Genomic DNA, 19,562 nt, shown 5'->3' on the forward strand with positions numbered 1-19,562 from the left:
CCAAGAGAAAAATAACGCAACTAACTTAAAACATGAAAAAACTATTTTTTTTCTTACTACTTATTTCACAAGATATATTAGCAACCGCTCAAACTTCAACCTCATTTGATGTTGGGGGTGATATCGATAAGTTTTATCCAGTTACTTTCAAAGATGTCAATTGGTCTGTGAACAAGGAAACAGAGATATCGATAGGAAGATCCAATACACATCTAAACTCCGGCTGGAGGGGGTCCATGATTTCATCTTTCAGGTTTCACACCAGCAATTGGGGGCATGGTTCTGCTTTCATCAGTGCAGATCTTAAAAGTTCGCAGGTATTTATTGCCGGATGGCGGGATGCAACAGCGGCTAATCCAAATTCAGAAATTATAATTTGGTTAAAGGGTGGAGGTACTACCTACGTAATCAATTCTACAGCGACTGTAGGTTACACTGTTTATGATGGTGTTCAGAATGCACTTCCGTTTGCAGAATTGAACGGACCCGAACATACTTTTAAAACGACGCCAGATAGTTATGTGCCCCAAAATCAGCAATACTTAGCGACAGGGATGGTGGTTAATGGAGATATATATGCAAATGGTAATGTTGGTATAGGTACCAGTACACCTAATGAGAAATTAGCCGTAAACGGCAAAATCCGTGCTAGAGAAATCAAAGTAGAAGCTGCCAACTGGCCCGATTATGTTTTTGAAAAAAAATATCAGATCGCTTCACTTGGAGAACTGGAAAAGTATATCAAAATCAATAAACATCTTCCTGAAATGCCTGGTGCAAAAGAAGTAGAAAGCAATGGGGTAGAACTGGGTGATTTAGTAAAAAAACTCCTTAAAAACCAGGAAGAACTTACGCTTCATTTAATCGCACAGGAAAAGACGATTAAAGCATTGGAGAAAAAATTGACCAACCAACATAGCTTAAAAACCAAATCTAAAAGAAAATGAAAAATTATCGCTTGATCTTAATCCTAATGGTGTTTTTTTTTAATAGCGTTCAGGCTACTGAAAAAACGACTAAGAATTCTGTTTCTAATTCAGTAGCTGATAATTACGAGACTAGTGTTACCTTTCCTGCAGGTTTCTCCGTTGGCGATTATATCGAGTTTGTGGGTGTTCAGCCAATTTCAGCTGGCGCTTCAGGTTTTTATGAGATTTCAATAAGCTATACCAGGGGAAGCATAGCTGCCGCTGCTACCTATATTGCAGCAATCTCTCATGCCAACCCAGCTATTTGGAGAGAAGTCGGATGTACAAACAGGAACAAATATGTAGACCTACAGCAAAACTTTACAATTGATTGTAATACCCAGCAAGGCAATCCCAGGCTTAGGGTGCGGGCTATCAATACTTATGGATCTGTGGATGCTCCGCTTACAGTTTATATCAAAATAAGATCAATAAATTTTAACGACACATTTACGCCATTGAGTGTGACAGGAAACGATTTGACAGTAAATAAGTTTTTGCCCATGACCAATGAATGGGAGCTTTATGTTGGAAATATAAGGGATTCAGAAAATGGGGCATCAATTGCCATAAAAGCACTCGCAAATGGAAATGTAGGCATCGGTACAACTAACCCACAGGATAAGCTAACCGTAGCTGGTAACATTGGCGCCCGGGAGATTAAAGTTTCTACTCATGCAGGTGCCGATTTTGTATTTGAACCTACTTTTAAACTTCCAGATTTAAGCGATCTGGAAAAATTTGTTAAAACCAACAAACATTTGCCTGAAATTCCAACGGCTAAGCAAATGGTAGAAAACGGCGTAAACTTAGGGGAACTTAATATTAAACTGTTGCAAAAAGTGGAAGAGTTGACCCTGCATCTGATCGAAAAAGATAAACAACTTAACGTACAAGGCAGACAAGTAACAAAGCTCGAGACAAAACTAGCTCAACAAGATAAAGTCCTTCAAGAAATTTTAAAGAAATTGAAATAATAATGAAAAATACCATCAAATTATTCGCACTCATATTATTCTATATTGTTCCGCTCGTGACTATGGCACAGACCCAAACCAGGGATAATGCTGGTCTCCAGGGAGATGCAGGGGCTGTATCAGGTTTTTTTGAAACAATAAATCCTGTTAACTATCCTGCTGGAGCTAGCAGCTGGTGGCATTTGTTAGATGTTCGTCATAGTAATTCAGTAAATAATTTTGCCATGCAATTTGCAGGCAGTTTTTTTGATCAGAATCTTTATTTCAGAAAAACGAGTAATAATGCGGGTCAACCCTGGCAAAAAGTGGTGATGGAAAACGATGGAAAGGTAGGAATAGGAAGGGTTCCACAATATAATTTTGATGTAGGTGGGACGAGTAGAACAGATGGTCAGGCATGGTTCAGTTATGGAAATGCAAGTATAGGTGGATATTCCTGGACCAATGCTGCCCTCACAACAAACAGTATCGAGATTGTGAATAATCAGGGAACGGTTACGAATTTATCGCCTACGCTTGTTTTTCATAGGCATGGTAGTGGGGGACCACAATTCAGACTGGCGGCTGATGGTTCGAATATACTGTATCTGGAAAGTGCTGGAGCTAACTCTTCACGAAGTCCGCTGGCTTATGGAGGCGGACCCAATTCCTATTTTTCCAAGCTATATATTGATGCTGATCTTACCGCAATGGGTAATGTAGGTATTGGAACGGCTACGCCCCGCGAAAAACTTTCTGTCAACGGTAATATCAGGGCACGAGAGGTGAAAGTAGAAGCCACCAACTGGCCAGATTATGTTTTTGAAGAAGGCTATAATATTGGAACATTAAAAGGATTGGAAAGCTACATTAAAACAAATAAACGTCTACCAGAGATGCCTTCTGCTGCGGGAGTTGAAACCAATGGGCTAGCGGTTAGTGAAATGTTTAAGCTGCAACAGAAAAAGATAGAAGAACTGACCTTGCATCTGATCGAGAAAGACAAACAACTTACTGCACAGGACGGAGAAGTAACAAAGCTCAAGGCAAAACTTATTCAACAAGATAAAATCCTTAAAGAAATTTTAAAGAAATTGAAATAATGAAAAAGATCATCAAATTATCGGTTCTCACATTTATTTGCATTTTTTCTCTGGCCTCTGTTGCACAGGCCCAAACCAGAGACAATGCTGGTCTCCAGGGAGATGCCGGAGCTGTTTCGGGTTTTTTCGATACAGTTAACCCGGTAAATTATCCGGCTGGAGCAGGCGGCTGGTGGCATTTATTAGATGTTCGTCATAGCAACCCTGCAAATAACTATGCCATGCAGTTTGCAGGGGGCTTCTACGATCAGCAGCTATATTTTAGAAAAACCAATAACAATCCCAGCCAACCCTGGCTAAAGATTGTCACGGAAAGTGAGGGGAAAGTCGTATTAAATCATCTGACGACAACTGGCGACGGAAATGTCCTCAACCAAGGAAATGCAAGTGATTTTGCTGGCAACTTACTTATCCGGGCAAATACCGGTGGCAGATTTGAGGATAAAGGGGCACAGATTGAGTTTGTAATTCCAGCTGGTACTGCAGGCGATAATCCGTGGGGACAGGGAAGGATTATCACCGTTGCGGGGAATGGTGGTAATAGTAATGCTACAGGTAAAATGATTTTGGGTACACGTAGAATGTTTGATAAGTATGGAAATGGCCAACAGTGGTTTTATGGAGATGATATTGTGATTGATGGAGTTGGAAATATTGGAATGGGGACGCTAAGCCCTAGAGAAAAACTCTCCGTAAACGGGAACATCCGCGCTCGAGAAATCAAAGTTGAAGCTACCAACTGGCCCGATTATGTTTTTGAAGAAGGATATAACATTGGAACATTAAAAGGCTTGGAGAGCTACATTAAAACAAATAAACACCTGCCCGAAATGCCTTCTGCTGCGGAAATTGAAACAAACGGATTAGCGGTTAGTGAAATGTTTAAGCTGCAGCAGAAAAAGATAGAAGAACTCACCCTGTACCTGATTAACTTAAGTAAAAAAGTGGAGGAGCAGGATGCCTATATCAAAATGCTAAAAGAGAAGAAATAAGCAGGTATATCATTTAGAAAAATTGCAGCCACTACCATTTAAATCAAACGTATCTCAATGATGAAGAAACTCCTTTTAATTTTATTTTTATTACAGCCATTTATATTAATGGCTCAATATGGTAAAGAAGTTGTAGCCAGCCCCTCGCAACAACTATATGTATTTTTAGGCGCTTTACCTCCCAGCGATGGTTCCAATTTCCAAAAAATGAAGGTGGAAATCCTGGGAGGTGCATGGGAATCCTATTCTACAGGTGAAACCGTTTTTTATATTTCAAACCGCAATGAGTTGAGGATAACTAAATTTACCAATGGAGGCTTATCCGATCGGTATTCGCTTCATGCATACAACAATGCAAATGGGAATATCGATTTTTATCTGATCACCAGTAATTGGATAGCAATGGCTGTAAAATCCTGTATGCTTGGTGGTGATGCTACCCGGTTAATTGTGAATACAGTTACCGAGTCACTTCCTGCTGGTCTTGTTGAAATTACTCCTTTAAATATCAAACCTATACTAACAAGTGATTATGATGGGAATATGGCCATCAATATGGCCAGTCCTGATGGCAATTACAAGTTATCAGTAAACGGAAAAATGCGTACTAAAGAGGTAAGGGTTGACGCGCTGAATTGGCCCGACTATGTATTTGACGATGCTTACCCTATTGGAACTTTGAAAGAGTTGGAAAGTTATATCACAGCCAATAAACACTTACCCGATATGCCTACAGCCAAAGAGATTGAAGCCAATGGCCTGGAATTGGGCGAAATGGTAAAAATGCAGCAAAAAAAGATAGAGGAGCTTACCCTGCATCTGATCAGCCTGGATAAAAAAGTTGGCGCATTGGAACGTGAAAATCGGAAACTCAAAGTAAAGCACAAATAGTGTTAGGCTTTGATCTAAACCAATAACCAGATCAGCAAAAATTCAATATCCTGCAGAATTAAAAAATCCAGAGTATTTAATATTCAACTAAACTGTAACAATGAAATTCAAATTATTTTCCATCTGTTTACTCTATAGTAGTATAACCTTGGCCCAGATCCAGGTGGTAACTACTGGTAACAATGTAATCGATCCTGCCAACCCCTATGGTGCTGATGTGGTCATTGGTAGTGATGCTGCGGGAGGGATCAGACATAATAGTAGTATGATGTGGTGGTCGAACACCAGTGCTTCCCGCATTAGTAGTTCTGGTAATGACTTCCATTTTTCTGTATGGAGTAGCGATGAACCCAACATATCACTTGCTACCGGGCTTGGTGGAAGTAGTTTCTTTAGAGGAAATGTTGGCATTGGAACAACAACACCTGGCTCAACATTAACAGTAAGATCTGGTAGTGGAACGGGGGTAAGTATCAATCCTGGTTCAAATCCCTATTTTGGAACATTGGGGTTTAACCGTGAGTCGGCCACAGGGGCGATTTTTGACCCGGCAGGAAAAGCATTTCAGATCAATAATGGTGGTGGTGACCAGAATCTCCATATTCAGGTTTATAACGGTGATGGAACGCTTGTGACTAACAATTCGTTTGTTATCTCTGGTACCAATGGGAATGTAGGCATTGGAACAGCAAGCTTAAGCGAAAAGCTCAGTGTAGAAGGGAAAATCAGGGCACGCGAAATCAAGGTAGAATCCGCCTTATGGCCTGATTATGTTTTCGAGGCACACTACCCCATCATTAGCCTAAAGAATCTCGATTTATATATCAAAGAAAACAAGCACTTACCAGGCATGCCTTCAGCCAAAGAAGTTGCCGCAAATGGTATTGAACTGGGTGAGATGAACAAAAAATTATTAGAAAAAATTGAAGAACTGACTTTACATTTAATTGAAAAGGATAAAAAAATCGATGCGCTTATTGAAAGAGTGGAAGTTCTTGAAAATAACAAACCTAAAACCGACAAATAAAAGCCTTAAGAGAAAAATTAGGGGCTTTATAATAAAATCACCAACAAGCGCTTTATAAAACGGAGCGTTAAACTTTGAAAGTATAATCAAAACAGAATTATGAAATTAAAATTAACGCTTTTTTTTAATCTTGTATACTCAAGCTTCTTATTTGCACAGCAAGAGCAGTTAACATTTACACATCAAAACATCGATTTCTCGGCAGCTCCCAGAACATCTATCAATCCGATGTCTATTAAGCTCTGGGATAATTATAATAATGGAGGGCCTACTTCTTTTGGCACCGTAATGGAAATTTATGGCTTGTCTAGTCATCAAACGGGCCAGTTATATTTTGGTGGATGGGATAATTCTAAAATTCGGTACAGAGAGGCTTTTTATGCTCAAGGCAGTTGGTCTGATTGGATGACATTGTTGGATTCAAAAAACAATGTAGAATCTTCTGGGAAATTAATGATTACAGGACAAGGAAATCATTATATCACCGGAGGTAATTTTGGCATCGGTACAATCAACCCACAAGATAAACTTACGGTGGCCGGAAAAATTGGCGCACAGGAAATTAAGGTTTCTACGAATGCAGGTGCTGATTTTGTGTTCGAGCCTGGTTACAAACTCCCTGATTTAAATGAACTGGAAAAATTTGTAAAAACCAACAAACATTTGCCAGAGATCCCTACAGCCAAAGAAATGATAGAAAACGGCATTAACTTGGGCGAACTTAACGTTAAGCTGCTGCAAAAAGTAGAGGAATTAACCTTACACCTGATTGAGAAAGATAAGCAGATGAGTGCTTTGCAAGCTGTGGTTGAAGGACAGGCAAAAATACTGAAGGATATTCAAATGAAACTTAAATAAATCTCTTCGTAAAAATAAAATGTGCATCCATCGTTTTGGATGGAAAATGTGGTGAGCTGACATTAAGCTGTTGTGAAAAGTGTAGTGATTCGCACGATATCTACTAAATAAAAAAAACAAAAAACAATGTCCTCACCCAAAGCCTAAAGTCTCGAAATAACTAATCTAAAACCGATAAACAAAAGCCTTAAGTTATGAATTTTAAGTTTTTAATGATCTTATTTGTATTGTCTGGCGGTAGCCTGGCTTATGCGCAGAATACTTTTCCTACGAACGGCCCGGCGGGCATCGGTACGCTTAGTCCGGATGCGCCCCTGCAGATATTTGTTGGTCCGGACAGCAAACCGGCGGGGGTGGTATCAGCTGCTCAAACGACCTTAAAGTTATCACGGTTTGGTACAGGGAACTATAGTTATCATGAATCAGCTGAGTTTAGGATCGCTCATGGTGGCCCATACTATTCGGGATCAAGGTTAGATCTATATGTAAACGGGGGAAATAACCAGAACAATATTCCAGATCAGCATGCAATGACCTGGCAATATAATGGAAATGTGGGGATTGGTACCAATAATCCAACGACTTTACTTCAATTGGGTGATTTTAACAGCTCAAATCAGCCAAAACAGGTTCTTATTCCTGGTAACTATAATTTCGAGAGACTTCAGCTTGGGCAATTGGGGAATGGAAATTCGGCTTTAGAAATGGTTAATCATAACTCAGCAGAAAACTCATACGGTATAAGATTAATGGCAAATATCGATAACGGTGGCCCAGGCTTACAATTTCAGTATGCAAAGAGTAAGAGCAGTTATGATGCGCTCGAATACCAGACTGCAATGTTTTTGGATCTGAATGGTCAGATTGGTATCGGTACACTTACTCCACGAGAAAAACTTTCAGTAAATGGCAATATCCGAGCACGAGAGGTGAAAGTAGAAGCCACCAACTGGCCTGATTATGTTTTTGAAAAAGATTATAATCTTGGAACGTTGAAAGGATTAGCTAGTTATATTAAAGCGAATAAACACCTGCCGGGGATGCCAACGGCAGAAGAAATTACTAACAAAGGTTTAGAACTGGGCGAAATGGTTAGGTTACAGCAAGAAAAAATTGAAGAACTGACTTTGCATCTGATCGAAAAGGAGAAAGCCATTGAAAAAGAAGTATTGGTCAGCAAAGTGCAGCAAGTCCAGATAGAAGGGTTGGAGAAAGGTTATCTCGAATTAAAACAACAGCTACAATTGTTGATTAGACAAAAGAAGTAAAGGATATTATAGTTTCACAACAAAAAAAATGTAGACGAATGAAAAAAATATATTTTTTATTAATTGTTCTTTGTACGACTGCAAGCGTAAACGCCCAAAATATCAACTTTGGTGATACGGGTGGTTTCTTCGGATGGTTCCGTTTAGGAACGTTAACATTGCAGCAGCAAGGCGCAGATGCATCGATCCAGGTTATTTCTGGAGGTGGTTATAACGCAAGTTATCATCAAAATGGCGAGTGTCATATCCATTTTAGAACAAGTAACGGTGCTTCTCAGCTGGATGGTTTTTTTGCATCTGGTAGCTTTTACAATACAGGTAGAACGAAGATCCTTTCTTCAATTCGTGTAATCCAGACCAATCTCTACACTTGGGAGTTTTATGCAATGATGCCTAGTTATACTGGGCAAGAAGCTGTATTATCCCTTAGTTCGGTTTCTGGGAGCTGGCAACCATCTCTTGCCAAATTAGATCCTCCTACTAATTTAACTGCTCTCGATTTAACAGAAGAATTCTTGGTTTCCAGTAAAACTTACTTTATGGATAATGTTGGCATTGGAACTACAACGCCGAGGGAAAAATTATCTGTCAACGGCAATATCCGGGCAAAAGAAGTAAAAGTAGAATCAACAAATTGGCCAGATTATGTTTTTGGAGAAAATTATCAGCTCACCTCACTACCTGATCTTGAGAAGTATATTATGACGTACAAACATCTACCAGAAATGCCAAGTGCAGATGAGGTTAGCCTAAATGGACTTGAAGTTGGAAAAATGAATAACCTCCTGTTAAAGAAGATGGAAGAAATGACGTTAATGCTCATTGAACAGGATAAACAGATCAGAAAATTAAAGGAACAAATCAAATTAAAATAACATGATCAAATTAATTGTGAGTCTGATTTTTTGCGGTGTGGTAACATCTGGATTTGCACAGACATTTTATTCAGGGAATAATCAAATTGCAGTCACGATAGACGCTAACGACAATTTTAGCTTTGCCGGAAAAACTGTCGCACATTACGGATTGGGATGGTATAGTGAACAGTCCAATGTGCCGCCCTCCGCTTTTATTTCTGGATTTGCCGGTATTAGGCTGTTTACCGGGGGCCAATCAAGGTTATTGATTGATGGCAATGGTCTTGTTGGAATAGGTACAAATACTCCCTTAGGTAAACTTGATGTTCGTGGAACAACATTTATTGGAACGAATGATCTGGTTTTGGGTTCAACAGGTTCTTTTATCCAGATTGATCAAGGTAGTGTAACAGGAAATAGCTACACTCAATTAAGGGCCTTTAGCAATGGGGGAGCCCTAACCAATAATTTAATATTACAAAATAGTGGTGGGAATGTAGGGATCGGCACAACAAATCCAACTGATATGCTTACCGTTGCAGGTAAAATCGGTGCCCGTGAAATTAAAGTTGCTACTAATGCAGGTGCCGATTTTGTATTTGAGCAAGGCTATAAACTTCCAGAGTTAGCAGAACTGGAAAAATTTGTTAAAATCAATAAACACCTGCCCGAGATTCCTACGGCCAAACAAATGGTAGAAAACGGTGTAGACCTTGGCGAGCTAAATATTAAACTCCTGCAAAAGGTAGAGGAACTTACCCTGCATCTGATTGAAAAAGATAAAGAACTTAAAGCGCAACAGTTGATTATTAACAGCTACGGAGAAAGACTGCACAATTTGGAGCATAGCTTTAAAACTAAGAAATCCATACATATTAAAAATAAACTATGAAAAATTGTTATTTTCTAATGATCTTATTGGGATTTGCCAAACTTGGATCGGCCCAAACCAATACTTTCCCTACAAGTGGTAATGCAGGCATTGGAACAACCAATCCATTAGCTGTCTTAGATATTCGGGGTGGGAATATTCTGGTTAAAAACTTGATGAATGAAACTAATGAGTCTGTTATTATGATCGATCATTCATTAAGTTTTGGCCAATATGCCAACTTTGGCACCTCCTTGCGCACGTTTACCGAAAATCAGGGCGTGAATACATATGCATTGCAGTTCTTTACCCAAAATTCTTATCTAACTGGGCAGACTGAAAAATTGCGCATCAATGGCAATGGAAATATAGGGATAGGAACAACTAGCCCGCAAGAAAAGCTTACCGTTGCAGGTAAAATCGGTGCCCGTGAAATTAAAGTTGCTACTAATGCAGGTGCCGATTTTGTATTTGAGCAAGGCTATAAACTCTCAGAGTTAACAGAACTCGAAGAATTTGTAAAAACAAACAAGCACCTGCCAGAAATTCCAACTGCCAGGCAGATGGTTGAAAATGGTGTCAACTTGGGTGAGCTGAATATTAAACTCCTGCAAAAGATAGAGGAACTCACTTTGTATCTGATTGAAAAAGATAAACAGCTTAAAAACGAAAAAGAGGTAAATAAAAAGCAACAAGAGCAGATAGATCATGTGATAAAAGAGCTGACAAACATAAAGAAAACCACAAATAAATAAGAAAATGAAGAACTTACTCACACTTTTATTACTAAGCCTATGCTATGGTACTGTTTCAGCTCAAAGCAATGTGTTTCCCGCCACAGGAAATGTAGGAGTTGGTACTTTAAATCCTGCAGCCAAAATTAGTTTTAATAATGTAAACGATGGAACCGATATGCCAGATGGAATTACCTGGTTTAACCCTAACCCATTAAATTACGGGATTTATCGTACACCAGGTACCTGGGTTGCGCCAGCCTTTCAACAATTAAAACTGTCTTGGGATACCGGGATAATACTGGAGCCAGGTAGTTCTTATCAAAACAGCTATGTCGATATTAAGGGTGGGGGATTAAGGGTAAGTTCAGGAAATGTTGGGATCGGAATCTTAAATCCAAATGAAAAGCTGGCTGTCAATGGTATAATCAGAGCTAGAGAAGTGAAAGTTGAAGCCACTAATTGGCCAGATTATGTTTTTGAGGAAGGTTACAAGGTTGGAAAATTGGAAGCTTTGGAAAGTTATATTAAAGTGAATAAACACCTGCCAGAAATACCTTCTGCTAAGGAAATTGAAGCAAATGGGGTAGAATTAGGTGAGATGAACAAACTCTTACTTAAAAAGATTGAAGAACTGACACTGCATCTTATAGAAGTAAATAAAAAAGTTGATGCACAACAGACCGAAATCAGTAGGTTGAAAAGGAAATTATAAATATCTCAATGAAATGAAAAAAAATATCTTATTAATGGCTCTATTATTACTTTCAATTATAATACGGGCGCAACAAACCATCAATCACGTTATTGATCTTCAAAGTAACGGCATAAATTCTACAGAAATACTGATGCGTAAAGAAGACAACATAAATTATAATAGTTTGTATTCAAACAGCATGGGGTTTGGTTTATATAATAGCTCAAATAATAGCACAAATTTTTTTATTAATAACGTAGGTAATATAGGGATAGGAACAATGCAGCCTCAACAGAGACTAGACGTAAGGGGACATGCAATCATAAACGGAACTTTAATCAGTACTGTATCTGATCCAGATATTGGAGGGACAATTCAAATTGACAATCCCGCTAAAACTGCTAGTGGGACAGCTAACTCATGGAAGATTTATAACATGGGTGGCTCATATGGAAATAGCTTACAGTTTTGGGCCTACGATGTAAGTGGTTGTAGCGGTGGGATGTGTGCCAACAAGTTTACACTAATGGACAATGGCAATGTAGGCATAGGTACAGCTATTCCCAGAGAAAAACTTTCGGTCAACGGTAAGATCAGAGCACATGAAATCAAAATAGAAGCCACCAACTGGCCAGATTACGTTTTTGATAAAGGTTATAAAATTGGAACCTTGGTAGAGTTAGAAAGCTATATTATGGCCAATAAACACCTGCCGGAAATACCATCTGCAAAAGAAGTAGAAGCAAATGGTGTAGAATTGGGCGAAATGAATAAGTTATTGTTAAAGAAAGTGGAAGAACTGACTTTGCATTTAATTGAGAAAGATAAAAATGCTTTGCAACAGAATAGCCTGTTGAAATTGCAAGCTGAAAAGCTAACTGCATTCGAAGAAAGGTTAAAGAAGTTAGAGAATGCAGATAGTAAACCAAAAATAAACGTTAAAAAATGAAAAAAATCCTTGGTATTTTACTCCTCAATATATGTGTAGGTACTGTTTTAGCACAGACCGATAATGTTTTTCCCGCTACTGGAAATGTGGGAATCGGTATTTCGAATCCAACATCAAAATTGGATGTTCTTGGTAATATAAAAAGCTTTAATGCCGCGTTTGGCCAAACAAATATCAATACAAGTACGAAGAACTTCGCGAATTTTAGTTCAAATAATCATGGGACCGTACTCATGTCATCTAATCTATTTTTTTCTAATAATGATGATCTGAAAATTGCCAATACACATGCTTCAATGTCTGGTGCTTCAATCGTAATTCCGGGAAATGGACAGCATCATCAAGGTGGCATTGTGTTTTATACGAATATACCAGGTTCGGTAACCGAAGGCCAGGCGTTCACAGGGTCACTTTCTATGGCGATTAAAGCTAATGGCGACGTTGGCATAGGCACTACCACGCCACGCGAAAAACTTTCAGTTAATGGAAAAATCAGGGCAAAGGAAATCAAAGTAGAAACTGCCAACTGGCCTGATTATGTTTTTGAGGAAGGTTACAATATTGGAACGTTGAAAGGTTTGGAAAGTTATATCAAAGCCAATAAACATCTGCCTGATATGCCTACTGCGAAAGAAATTGAAACCAACGGTCTTGAATTGGGAACAATGGTTAATGTACAACAGAAAAAGATAGAAGAGCTTACACTGCATTTGATTGAGAAAGATAAACAGATCGATTTACTTCTTAAAAGAATGGATGCTTTGGAAAATAAAAAGAAAAAATAGAAGATATGAAGCAATTATTTTTAACCTTAATCTTTGCAATAATATTCTGCAACTGCTTTTCACAAGGTTCCATATCAACCATTTTTCAGGATGAAAGCAACGGTTTAAACGTTACACCGGGAACTACCATGGTTAGCGATGCTAAAGCCAATGGAGGGACATGTATGTTTCGATCAGCGGGAGCAGCTGATGGTACTTTTTGGGCCGGACCATATATACCAGTTGCTGCAGGGAGCTATTTATTTCAGGCAAGAATAAAAGTGGGATCCAATAGCGCTTCTTCCAGCCTCTTTATGCTCGATGTTGTAAGCCAGTATGGTTCTGTTGTGCATAGTGCGATCTGGATTACACCCAATATGTTTAAAGCTAATAATGAATGGCAACTGATTACCATTCCGGTATCTATTCCGCACGGAATCACCAATCTGGAAATGAGGGGAATGAATTTCCAGCCAGGGATTACAGACGTTTACTTGGACTATGTTCAACTTATACCGAGTAGTGTCTCTGGGTTTTATTCAGAAGAATTAACGATTTCTGGAAAAGGTGATGTGGGCATAGGCACTACCACGCCACGCGAAAAACTTTCTGTCAACGGTAAAATCAGGGCAAAGGAAATCAAAGTAGAAACGGCCAACTGGCCAGATTATGTTTTTGAGGAAGGTTACAAGGTTGGAACGTTGAAAGGCTTGGAAAGTTATATCAAAGCGAATAAACACTTGCCTGGTATGCCAACGGCTAAAGAAATTGCTGAAAATGGCTTAGAATTAGGAGAAATGGTAAGATTGCAGCAGCAAAAGATAGAGGAATTAACACTTCATTTGATTGACAAAGACAAAGCACTCCAAAATGTGGAAATTGAAAATAAACTATTGAGGGCAATACAGTTGCAGCAAGAAGCGGCCATCAAAAAAATGATTGAGCGGATAGATAAAATCGAACTTAAAAAACTGTAAAATGAAAAAAATAATATTAGCGCTTACACTCATTGGGAGTATTTTAAGTCAAGCACGGGCTCAACTCGGTGCTGTTAAAGGGAATGCGTATGAAATATCAGGTGCCGGAGGTTCGACTATAGCAAATAATGTGATGCATAAAATCTGGCTGTACCGTAATCAAAATGGTAGCGATTGGTTCTCCGCATCATTACATGATGGGATTGCCGTTGATCTTTCATTTTTAGAACCGCAGTTAAATACAAGGACTTGGTGGGAAAGAAACCCCTACACTGGAGTACAAATGTGGGGTGATATGGGCCAAACTTTTATGGTGCTCTCAGGAGGGAACCTGGGTTTAGGAACACTCACTCCCACGTCTAAGCTTGAAGTGGCCGGTGAAGTAAATCTTAAATACAACAGTATTGATGGTTACTGGTTAAAACATACTGATTTAGGGGGCAATATGATTGCTGGTTTTAAACGTACCGGAAATGATCTATTAATCAGGGCTTTTGATGGGATTGGATTCTCTGTTGGTAACAGTGAAACTAAGGCTGTTACAATATTAACCAATGGCGATTTTGGTATAGGCACTACCACCCCTCGAGAAAAACTTTCAGTTAATGGAAAGATCAGGGCACATGAAATCAAAGTAGAAACGGCCAACTGGCCTGATTATGTTTTTGAGGAAGGCTATAAGGTTGGAACGTTATCGGGATTGGAAAGTTACATCAAATCCAATAAACATCTGCCGGAGATACCCTCAGCCAAAGAAGCCGAAACGAATGGAGTAGAACTGGGAGAGATGAACAAACTGTTACTCAAAAAAATAGAAGAGTTAACACTTTATGTGATCGAGCTAAAAAAAGAAAGTATAGCGCAGCAAAAACAACTCGATCAACTTAAAAAAAGATAACAATCAACTAAACTATATTTTATGAAAAAAATCTATTTAACACTCGCTTTTATGGTTGCAGTAATTGCGGTGAAAGCACAAAGTCAGACCATCAATGGTGATTTATCTATTGGCGGCGATGGTACAGTATTGACCGGGCCAGGGAATAGGATATATTTTAATGGAGCAAGCTTTAATGGAGATGAGCTGTCCATGTACAGATTTAATAGGACAGCTAATGTTAGCGATTTAAGGGTAAATATAGGTGATGATTATGGAAGTGGGGATGACCGCTTTTTGATTGGTACTACAAATTGGGTGGATGGTAAATATTATGTTCACATGGTTGTGGGGGCAGATGGTAAGGTGGGTATCGGCACAGAAGTATTTGGTACAGAGCGTTTGGCTGTAAATGGCAATATCAGGGCAAGAGAAATCAAGGTAGAAGCCACAGGCTGGCCCGATTATGTATTTCAAAAGGATTATAAGATCTCCTCTTTGGCAGATCTCGATCGTTATATTAAACTAAACAAACACCTTCCTGGTATTCCGGATGCACAGGAAGTAAAAGAAAACGGTATCGAACTGGGTGAAATGAACAAACTTTTGCTCCAAAAAATTGAAGAACTCACCCTACACCTGATTGAAAAGGACAAAACGATTAAGGGTATACTCAAGAGAATGGATGAAATAGAGAAAAAAATAAAAAAATAATCAATGCTGACGATGAAATCGAAAATATTATTCGCTGTTGGCATGTTATGCCTAAGCACCATATGCGCCGCCCAGAATACTTTTCCAGGAAATGGAAATGTAGGTATCGGAACTTCTACTCCGGTAGGTAGCCTGGATATTTTTACGGCGGAGAATACAACTACAGTACCATTGATTTCCTTACGTTCGAATTTTCATGTTGCAGGGAACTATGGCATGATCAGGTTTGGTGATTATACGCAAACCACACAGTATCAAAAAGGAGCTATCATTTATGAAAGTGTTTCTGGTGCTGCAAGAGGGAAATTTCATATCGCGATGGAGAATACTGATGGGCCGGGGAGTGTAACGCTTGCGGACGCAAGACTGACGGTTCAATCAGATGGAAACGTGGGTATTGGCATCACAAATCCGACCGAAAAACTTTCAGTAAATGGGAAAATTAAGGCTAAGGAAGTAAAAGTAGAAGCAACAGGCTGGCCTGATTATGTTTTTGCTACAGATTACCATCCGCTTAGTCCAGATGAACTTGAACGATATATTTCGGTCAATAAACACCTGCCTGGTCTTCCTTCAGCAAAAGAAGCCGAAGAAAACGGGGTTGAACTCGGGAAAATGAACAAAAAACTGCTCGAAAAGATAGAGGAACTTACGCTATATATGATCAGCCAGCAGAAAGAAATCAATGAACTGAAGAAGAAACTGAATCAGTAGACAATTGCCAGTTTGCAGTTAACAATTAGTAATAATATGCTGTGAACAAATAACCCAGTGAACCCATGACTAATGAACCAATGAACTAAAATATGCTCAAAGCAGGTGCCTTATATTTTTCGATATTTGTTGCTTTCCTGATTGCGGTAATCTGTGCATCGCTGATCATGCTGGCTACGCATTATCGCGGAAGTTATCTGAAAGAAATGCGGATGGCCAGGCTAAGCAGGAATATGGAATCGGGTATTGCCTATGTACTTGCCGAAAATGAAAATACAAGTGGTAGTATAGAAGGCCTGGATCTTTTCGGCGATCAGACGGATAGTGTGCTCATCGCGAAAAAAAAATGGGGGATCTTCACGCTTGCTACAGTAAAAAGTTTTGTGCTGAGTGATACACTCAAACGCAGTTTTATGATAGGGCTCGAAACCACCAACGATGCTTTAGCGGTATACCTGAGTGATGAAGACCGGCCTTTGTCGGTTAGCGGCGATACCCGGATTACGGGAGATGTAGAAGTACCCAAAGCCGGGATGAGAAAATCTTATGTGGAAAGCAGACCATACTCGGGTGATCAATTGGTTTATGGAAAGATACAGGATAGCAAAAGAATGCTCGGCGGACTTGAAAAGAAATGGATTACCGAAATAGAAGAGAAACTGGATTTTGATCCGTCAGCGCTTTCAACATTAAATGCAAGCGATGAGCAGGTTTCTTTTTTCGCTACTGCAAAAGAATTTGATGTGTCGCGTTTAACAAAGATAAACAATAACCTCTCCGGTCAGATCACGCTCTATTCGGATACTACAGTGCGGATTTCTGCCGATGCAAAACTCGATAATACCATCATTTATGCAAAAAGTATTGTCATTGCCGATGGTTTTAAAGGAAACTGTCAGCTTTTTGCGCGTGATTCGATCATCGTAGGAAATGATGTGGCACTCAGTTATCCATCGGTGCTGGCCCTGATCAGCAAGGAGAAAACAGTTGACCAGGCGAAGATTACTTTGGGCAGTAACGTTGTTTTTGAAGGCACCATCCTCAGTTATGAACCCAAAAGATCGGCATTGCAGACCTTGGTTAGTCTGGGTGAAAAAACAGTGGTTAAAGGCGAGATCTATGCAACAGGATTGATCAAACTCGAAAAAAAAATAAAAGTAGAAGGAAAGGTTTCCTGTAACCGTTTTATCATGCAGACGCCCACAACGCTATATGAAAATTTTCTGGTAGATGTAACCTTAAATAGAAAGGCAAGAAACCGTGTTTACCTTACTTCAGCCATATTTACTGGGGTTACCGGAAACAAAAAGATACTCAGATGGGAAAATTGAACGGAAAGAAATTGGCGGGATCAACACTGATCGAAGTGTTAATCGCGATGGTGATCATCATGGTGGTTTTTTCTATTGCCATGGGGCTTTTTTCCAATGTGCTCAGTGGAGGAGTTTCGATGCGTAAAGTTCAGATCAATCAACAGCTCGAATCGCTCAGGCTTCAGGTGATCGAAAACGGAAAAATTGAACAGGAACACCTGGTTATCGATAGTGTAGATTATGAACTGATTAAAACCGAACAAGCCTCATCAGAAACTGATCTTTTAGAGATTAAGGCAAGCGACCACGGAACTCCGGCAGGTAGCATCAGGTTTCTTTTAAAATTGAACAATGAAAGCAAAGAAGATTGAAGCTTATACCATGATGGAGGTGGCCATAGCCATGCTTCTGGCTGCGGTATGTATGAGCATCTGTTATACCGCGTATGGTATGATTGGAGATTATTTTCAGGTTTTTCAGAAAAGGAATGCTTCAGCTGAAGAGGTACTCACCCTGCGCAGAACCATGGAAAAAGATATCCTGAAAGGAAAGTACCTGATCAGAACTGAATCAGGGATCAATATCCTTGGCGATAGTTTAGGGATAGCCTACAACTTTGCCGATTCGGCCATATTGAGAAAGGTAGAAGGTTTACGCACCGATAGCTTTCATGTAAGCCCGGTAGAGGCGGTTTTTCTTTTTGAAGGAAGAGAAGCCCTTGAGTTGGATACTGTTGATCATATCAGTTTTAAACTCCAAATGGAGAAACAGCGGATGATTCCAGTTACCATAGGGAAAATGTATAGTGCCCACGATTTACTTAAATAATATGCCATCAATAGATATATCAAAAATCCAGAAAAAAAACGCTCCGCTGAAAGAAAACGAAGGGGCGGGTTTTTTTGCTTTTTTAAGCAAAGACATTTCTTTCGGAAAGGGCAAACTATCTGATAAGAAAAAAGAGGGTTTTTATAACGAACTGGGTACGCTGATCCGCTCGGGCATTGATATCCGTTCGGCGCTCGAACTTACAGCAGGTTCTTATACCCAGAAAAAAGATATGGAACTTTTTTCTTCCGTACAAAAACAGGTAATAGAAGGTAAATCGCTCTCCGAAACTATGCAGGCTGAATCCAAGTTCAGTCCTTACGAGTATTATAGTGTAAAAATTGGGGAAGAAACAGGCAAACTGGGCGAGGTATTGGGAGAGCTAGCCAAATATTACAAATCAAAAATCAGCCAGCAACGGAAGATCATCGGTGCCATTACCTATCCGTTACTGGTGCTGTTTACCTCTTTCGCGGCAGTATTTTTTATGATCAAGTTTGTGGTACCCATGTTTGCCGATGTTTTTAAACGTTTTGGGGGCAAACTCCCCTATATCACCTCACTCATTGTGAGTTTTTCCGATTGGTTCGACCGTTATATCTACCTCATGCTGTTGGTAATTGTTGCATTGGTGATCCTCTATTTTGTAAACCGCAATAAATTCTGGTTTAAAAAAGGGGCGGCCTTGCTCTTGCTCCGCATCCCGATAGTGGGCGAAATTACCCGGAAAATCTACCTGGCCCGTTTTGCCAATACCATGCGTTTGCTTACTGAAACCAACACCCCTTTGCTACAGGCACTGGAACTCGTAAGGCAGATGATTACCTTTTATCCTGTCGAAAGTTCACTCAAATTGGCCGAAAAAGACATCCTTTTGGGCAGTAGCCTTTCTATGGCGCTTTCCAAATACGATTTTTACCCCGCAAAATTTATCCAGATGATCAAGATCGCCGAAGAGGTAAACCGGTTGGAGTATTTTTTCGAACAGCTTTCAGAACAATATACCGAAGAGGTAGAATATAAAACCAATGCCATCAGTGGCTTATTGGAACCTTTGATTATTATCTTTTTAGGCCTGGTGGTAGGGGTAATCCTGATTGCGATGTACCTGCCGATGTTCCAGATGAGTAGTAGTTTTTAAACCTTTAAAAATCTAAATATTAATGCTTTACAATAATTTACGCCAAATAAATATTAGGAATTT

General features: G+C 39.5%; 22 protein-coding genes. All 22 read left to right on the forward strand.

The window, feature by feature from the left end:
* Positions 1-32 precede the first annotated feature (32 nt).
* Positions 33-947 carry a tail fiber protein gene (locus QF042_RS09155; RefSeq protein WP_307527490.1) on the forward strand — a complete coding sequence of 305 codons (915 nt, stop codon included), beginning with the start codon at positions 33-35 and terminating at the stop codon, positions 945-947.
* The gene (locus QF042_RS09160; protein WP_307527492.1) at positions 944-1,945 is read left to right on the forward strand and encodes a hypothetical protein; all 1,002 of its coding nucleotides are present in this window, start codon (positions 944-946) and stop codon (positions 1,943-1,945) included. The genes QF042_RS09155 and QF042_RS09160 overlap by 4 nt, the downstream gene beginning before the upstream one ends.
* Positions 1,946-1,947: 2 nt before the next feature.
* Entirely contained in the window at positions 1,948-3,027 is a 1,080-nt protein-coding gene (locus QF042_RS09165) for a hypothetical protein (RefSeq protein ID WP_307527494.1), read from the forward strand.
* Positions 3,027-4,019, forward strand: coding sequence for a hypothetical protein (locus QF042_RS09170; protein WP_307527496.1), 993 nt, complete (start codon positions 3,027-3,029; stop codon positions 4,017-4,019). Before QF042_RS09165 ends, QF042_RS09170 begins: the two co-directional genes overlap by 1 nt.
* Positions 4,020-4,076: 57 nt before the next feature.
* Positions 4,077-4,910: a hypothetical protein gene (locus tag QF042_RS09175; RefSeq protein ID WP_307527498.1), complete on the forward strand. Its 834-nt coding sequence runs from the start codon at positions 4,077-4,079 to the stop codon at positions 4,908-4,910.
* 100 nt (positions 4,911-5,010) lie between these two features.
* Complete coding sequence (locus tag QF042_RS09180; RefSeq protein ID WP_307527500.1) at positions 5,011-5,937, forward strand: hypothetical protein; 927 nt, start codon at positions 5,011-5,013, stop codon at positions 5,935-5,937.
* A 99-nt stretch (positions 5,938-6,036) separates the two neighbouring features.
* The gene (locus QF042_RS09185) at positions 6,037-6,795 is read left to right on the forward strand and encodes a hypothetical protein (RefSeq protein WP_307527502.1); all 759 of its coding nucleotides are present in this window, start codon (positions 6,037-6,039) and stop codon (positions 6,793-6,795) included.
* A gap of 194 nt (positions 6,796-6,989) precedes the next feature.
* A complete protein-coding gene (locus QF042_RS09190; RefSeq protein ID WP_307527504.1) occupies positions 6,990-8,063 on the forward strand; it encodes a hypothetical protein in 1,074 nt (357 codons plus the stop codon).
* Between the two features lie 38 nt (positions 8,064-8,101).
* On the forward strand, positions 8,102-8,938 hold the full coding sequence (locus tag QF042_RS09195; RefSeq protein ID WP_307527507.1) for a hypothetical protein: 837 nt from the start codon (positions 8,102-8,104) through the stop codon (positions 8,936-8,938).
* Position 8,939: 1 nt separating this feature from the next.
* Positions 8,940-9,812, forward strand: a complete 873-nt coding sequence (locus QF042_RS09200) for a hypothetical protein (RefSeq protein WP_307527509.1) — start codon at positions 8,940-8,942, stop codon at positions 9,810-9,812.
* On the forward strand, positions 9,809-10,546 hold the full coding sequence (locus QF042_RS09205; RefSeq protein WP_307527510.1) for a hypothetical protein: 738 nt from the start codon (positions 9,809-9,811) through the stop codon (positions 10,544-10,546). The genes QF042_RS09200 and QF042_RS09205 overlap by 4 nt, the downstream gene beginning before the upstream one ends.
* 4 nt (positions 10,547-10,550) lie before the next feature.
* Positions 10,551-11,240, forward strand: a complete 690-nt coding sequence (locus tag QF042_RS09210; protein ID WP_307527512.1) for a hypothetical protein — start codon at positions 10,551-10,553, stop codon at positions 11,238-11,240.
* Positions 11,241-11,253: 13 nt separating this feature from the next.
* Positions 11,254-12,171: a hypothetical protein gene (locus tag QF042_RS09215; RefSeq protein ID WP_307527514.1), complete on the forward strand. Its 918-nt coding sequence runs from the start codon at positions 11,254-11,256 to the stop codon at positions 12,169-12,171.
* The gene (locus tag QF042_RS09220) at positions 12,168-12,956 is read left to right on the forward strand and encodes a hypothetical protein (protein ID WP_307527516.1); all 789 of its coding nucleotides are present in this window, start codon (positions 12,168-12,170) and stop codon (positions 12,954-12,956) included. Before QF042_RS09215 ends, QF042_RS09220 begins: the two co-directional genes overlap by 4 nt.
* 5 nt (positions 12,957-12,961) lie before the next feature.
* A complete protein-coding gene (locus QF042_RS09225; protein ID WP_307527517.1) occupies positions 12,962-13,912 on the forward strand; it encodes a hypothetical protein in 951 nt (316 codons plus the stop codon).
* 1 nt (position 13,913) lies between these two features.
* Entirely contained in the window at positions 13,914-14,810 is an 897-nt protein-coding gene (locus QF042_RS09230) for a hypothetical protein (RefSeq protein WP_307527519.1), read from the forward strand.
* A gap of 21 nt (positions 14,811-14,831) precedes the next feature.
* Positions 14,832-15,503: a hypothetical protein gene (locus QF042_RS09235; RefSeq protein ID WP_307527521.1), complete on the forward strand. Its 672-nt coding sequence runs from the start codon at positions 14,832-14,834 to the stop codon at positions 15,501-15,503.
* A gap of 12 nt (positions 15,504-15,515) precedes the next feature.
* Entirely contained in the window at positions 15,516-16,217 is a 702-nt protein-coding gene (locus QF042_RS09240) for a hypothetical protein (protein ID WP_307527523.1), read from the forward strand.
* A gap of 92 nt (positions 16,218-16,309) precedes the next feature.
* Positions 16,310-17,548 carry a hypothetical protein gene (locus tag QF042_RS09245; protein ID WP_307527525.1) on the forward strand — a complete coding sequence of 413 codons (1,239 nt, stop codon included), beginning with the start codon at positions 16,310-16,312 and terminating at the stop codon, positions 17,546-17,548.
* Positions 17,536-17,901, forward strand: coding sequence for a type II secretion system protein (locus QF042_RS09250; protein ID WP_307527527.1), 366 nt, complete (start codon positions 17,536-17,538; stop codon positions 17,899-17,901). Before QF042_RS09245 ends, QF042_RS09250 begins: the two co-directional genes overlap by 13 nt.
* On the forward strand, positions 17,882-18,358 hold the full coding sequence (locus QF042_RS09255; protein WP_307527529.1) for a hypothetical protein: 477 nt from the start codon (positions 17,882-17,884) through the stop codon (positions 18,356-18,358). Before QF042_RS09250 ends, QF042_RS09255 begins: the two co-directional genes overlap by 20 nt.
* A 1-nt stretch (position 18,359) precedes the next feature.
* Positions 18,360-19,499, forward strand: coding sequence for a type II secretion system F family protein (locus tag QF042_RS09260; protein WP_307527532.1), 1,140 nt, complete (start codon positions 18,360-18,362; stop codon positions 19,497-19,499).
* Positions 19,500-19,562: the final 63 nt, after the last annotated feature.

The sequence above is a fragment of the Pedobacter sp. W3I1 genome (assembly GCF_030816015.1).
Lineage (GTDB): Bacteria > Bacteroidota > Bacteroidia > Sphingobacteriales > Sphingobacteriaceae > Pedobacter.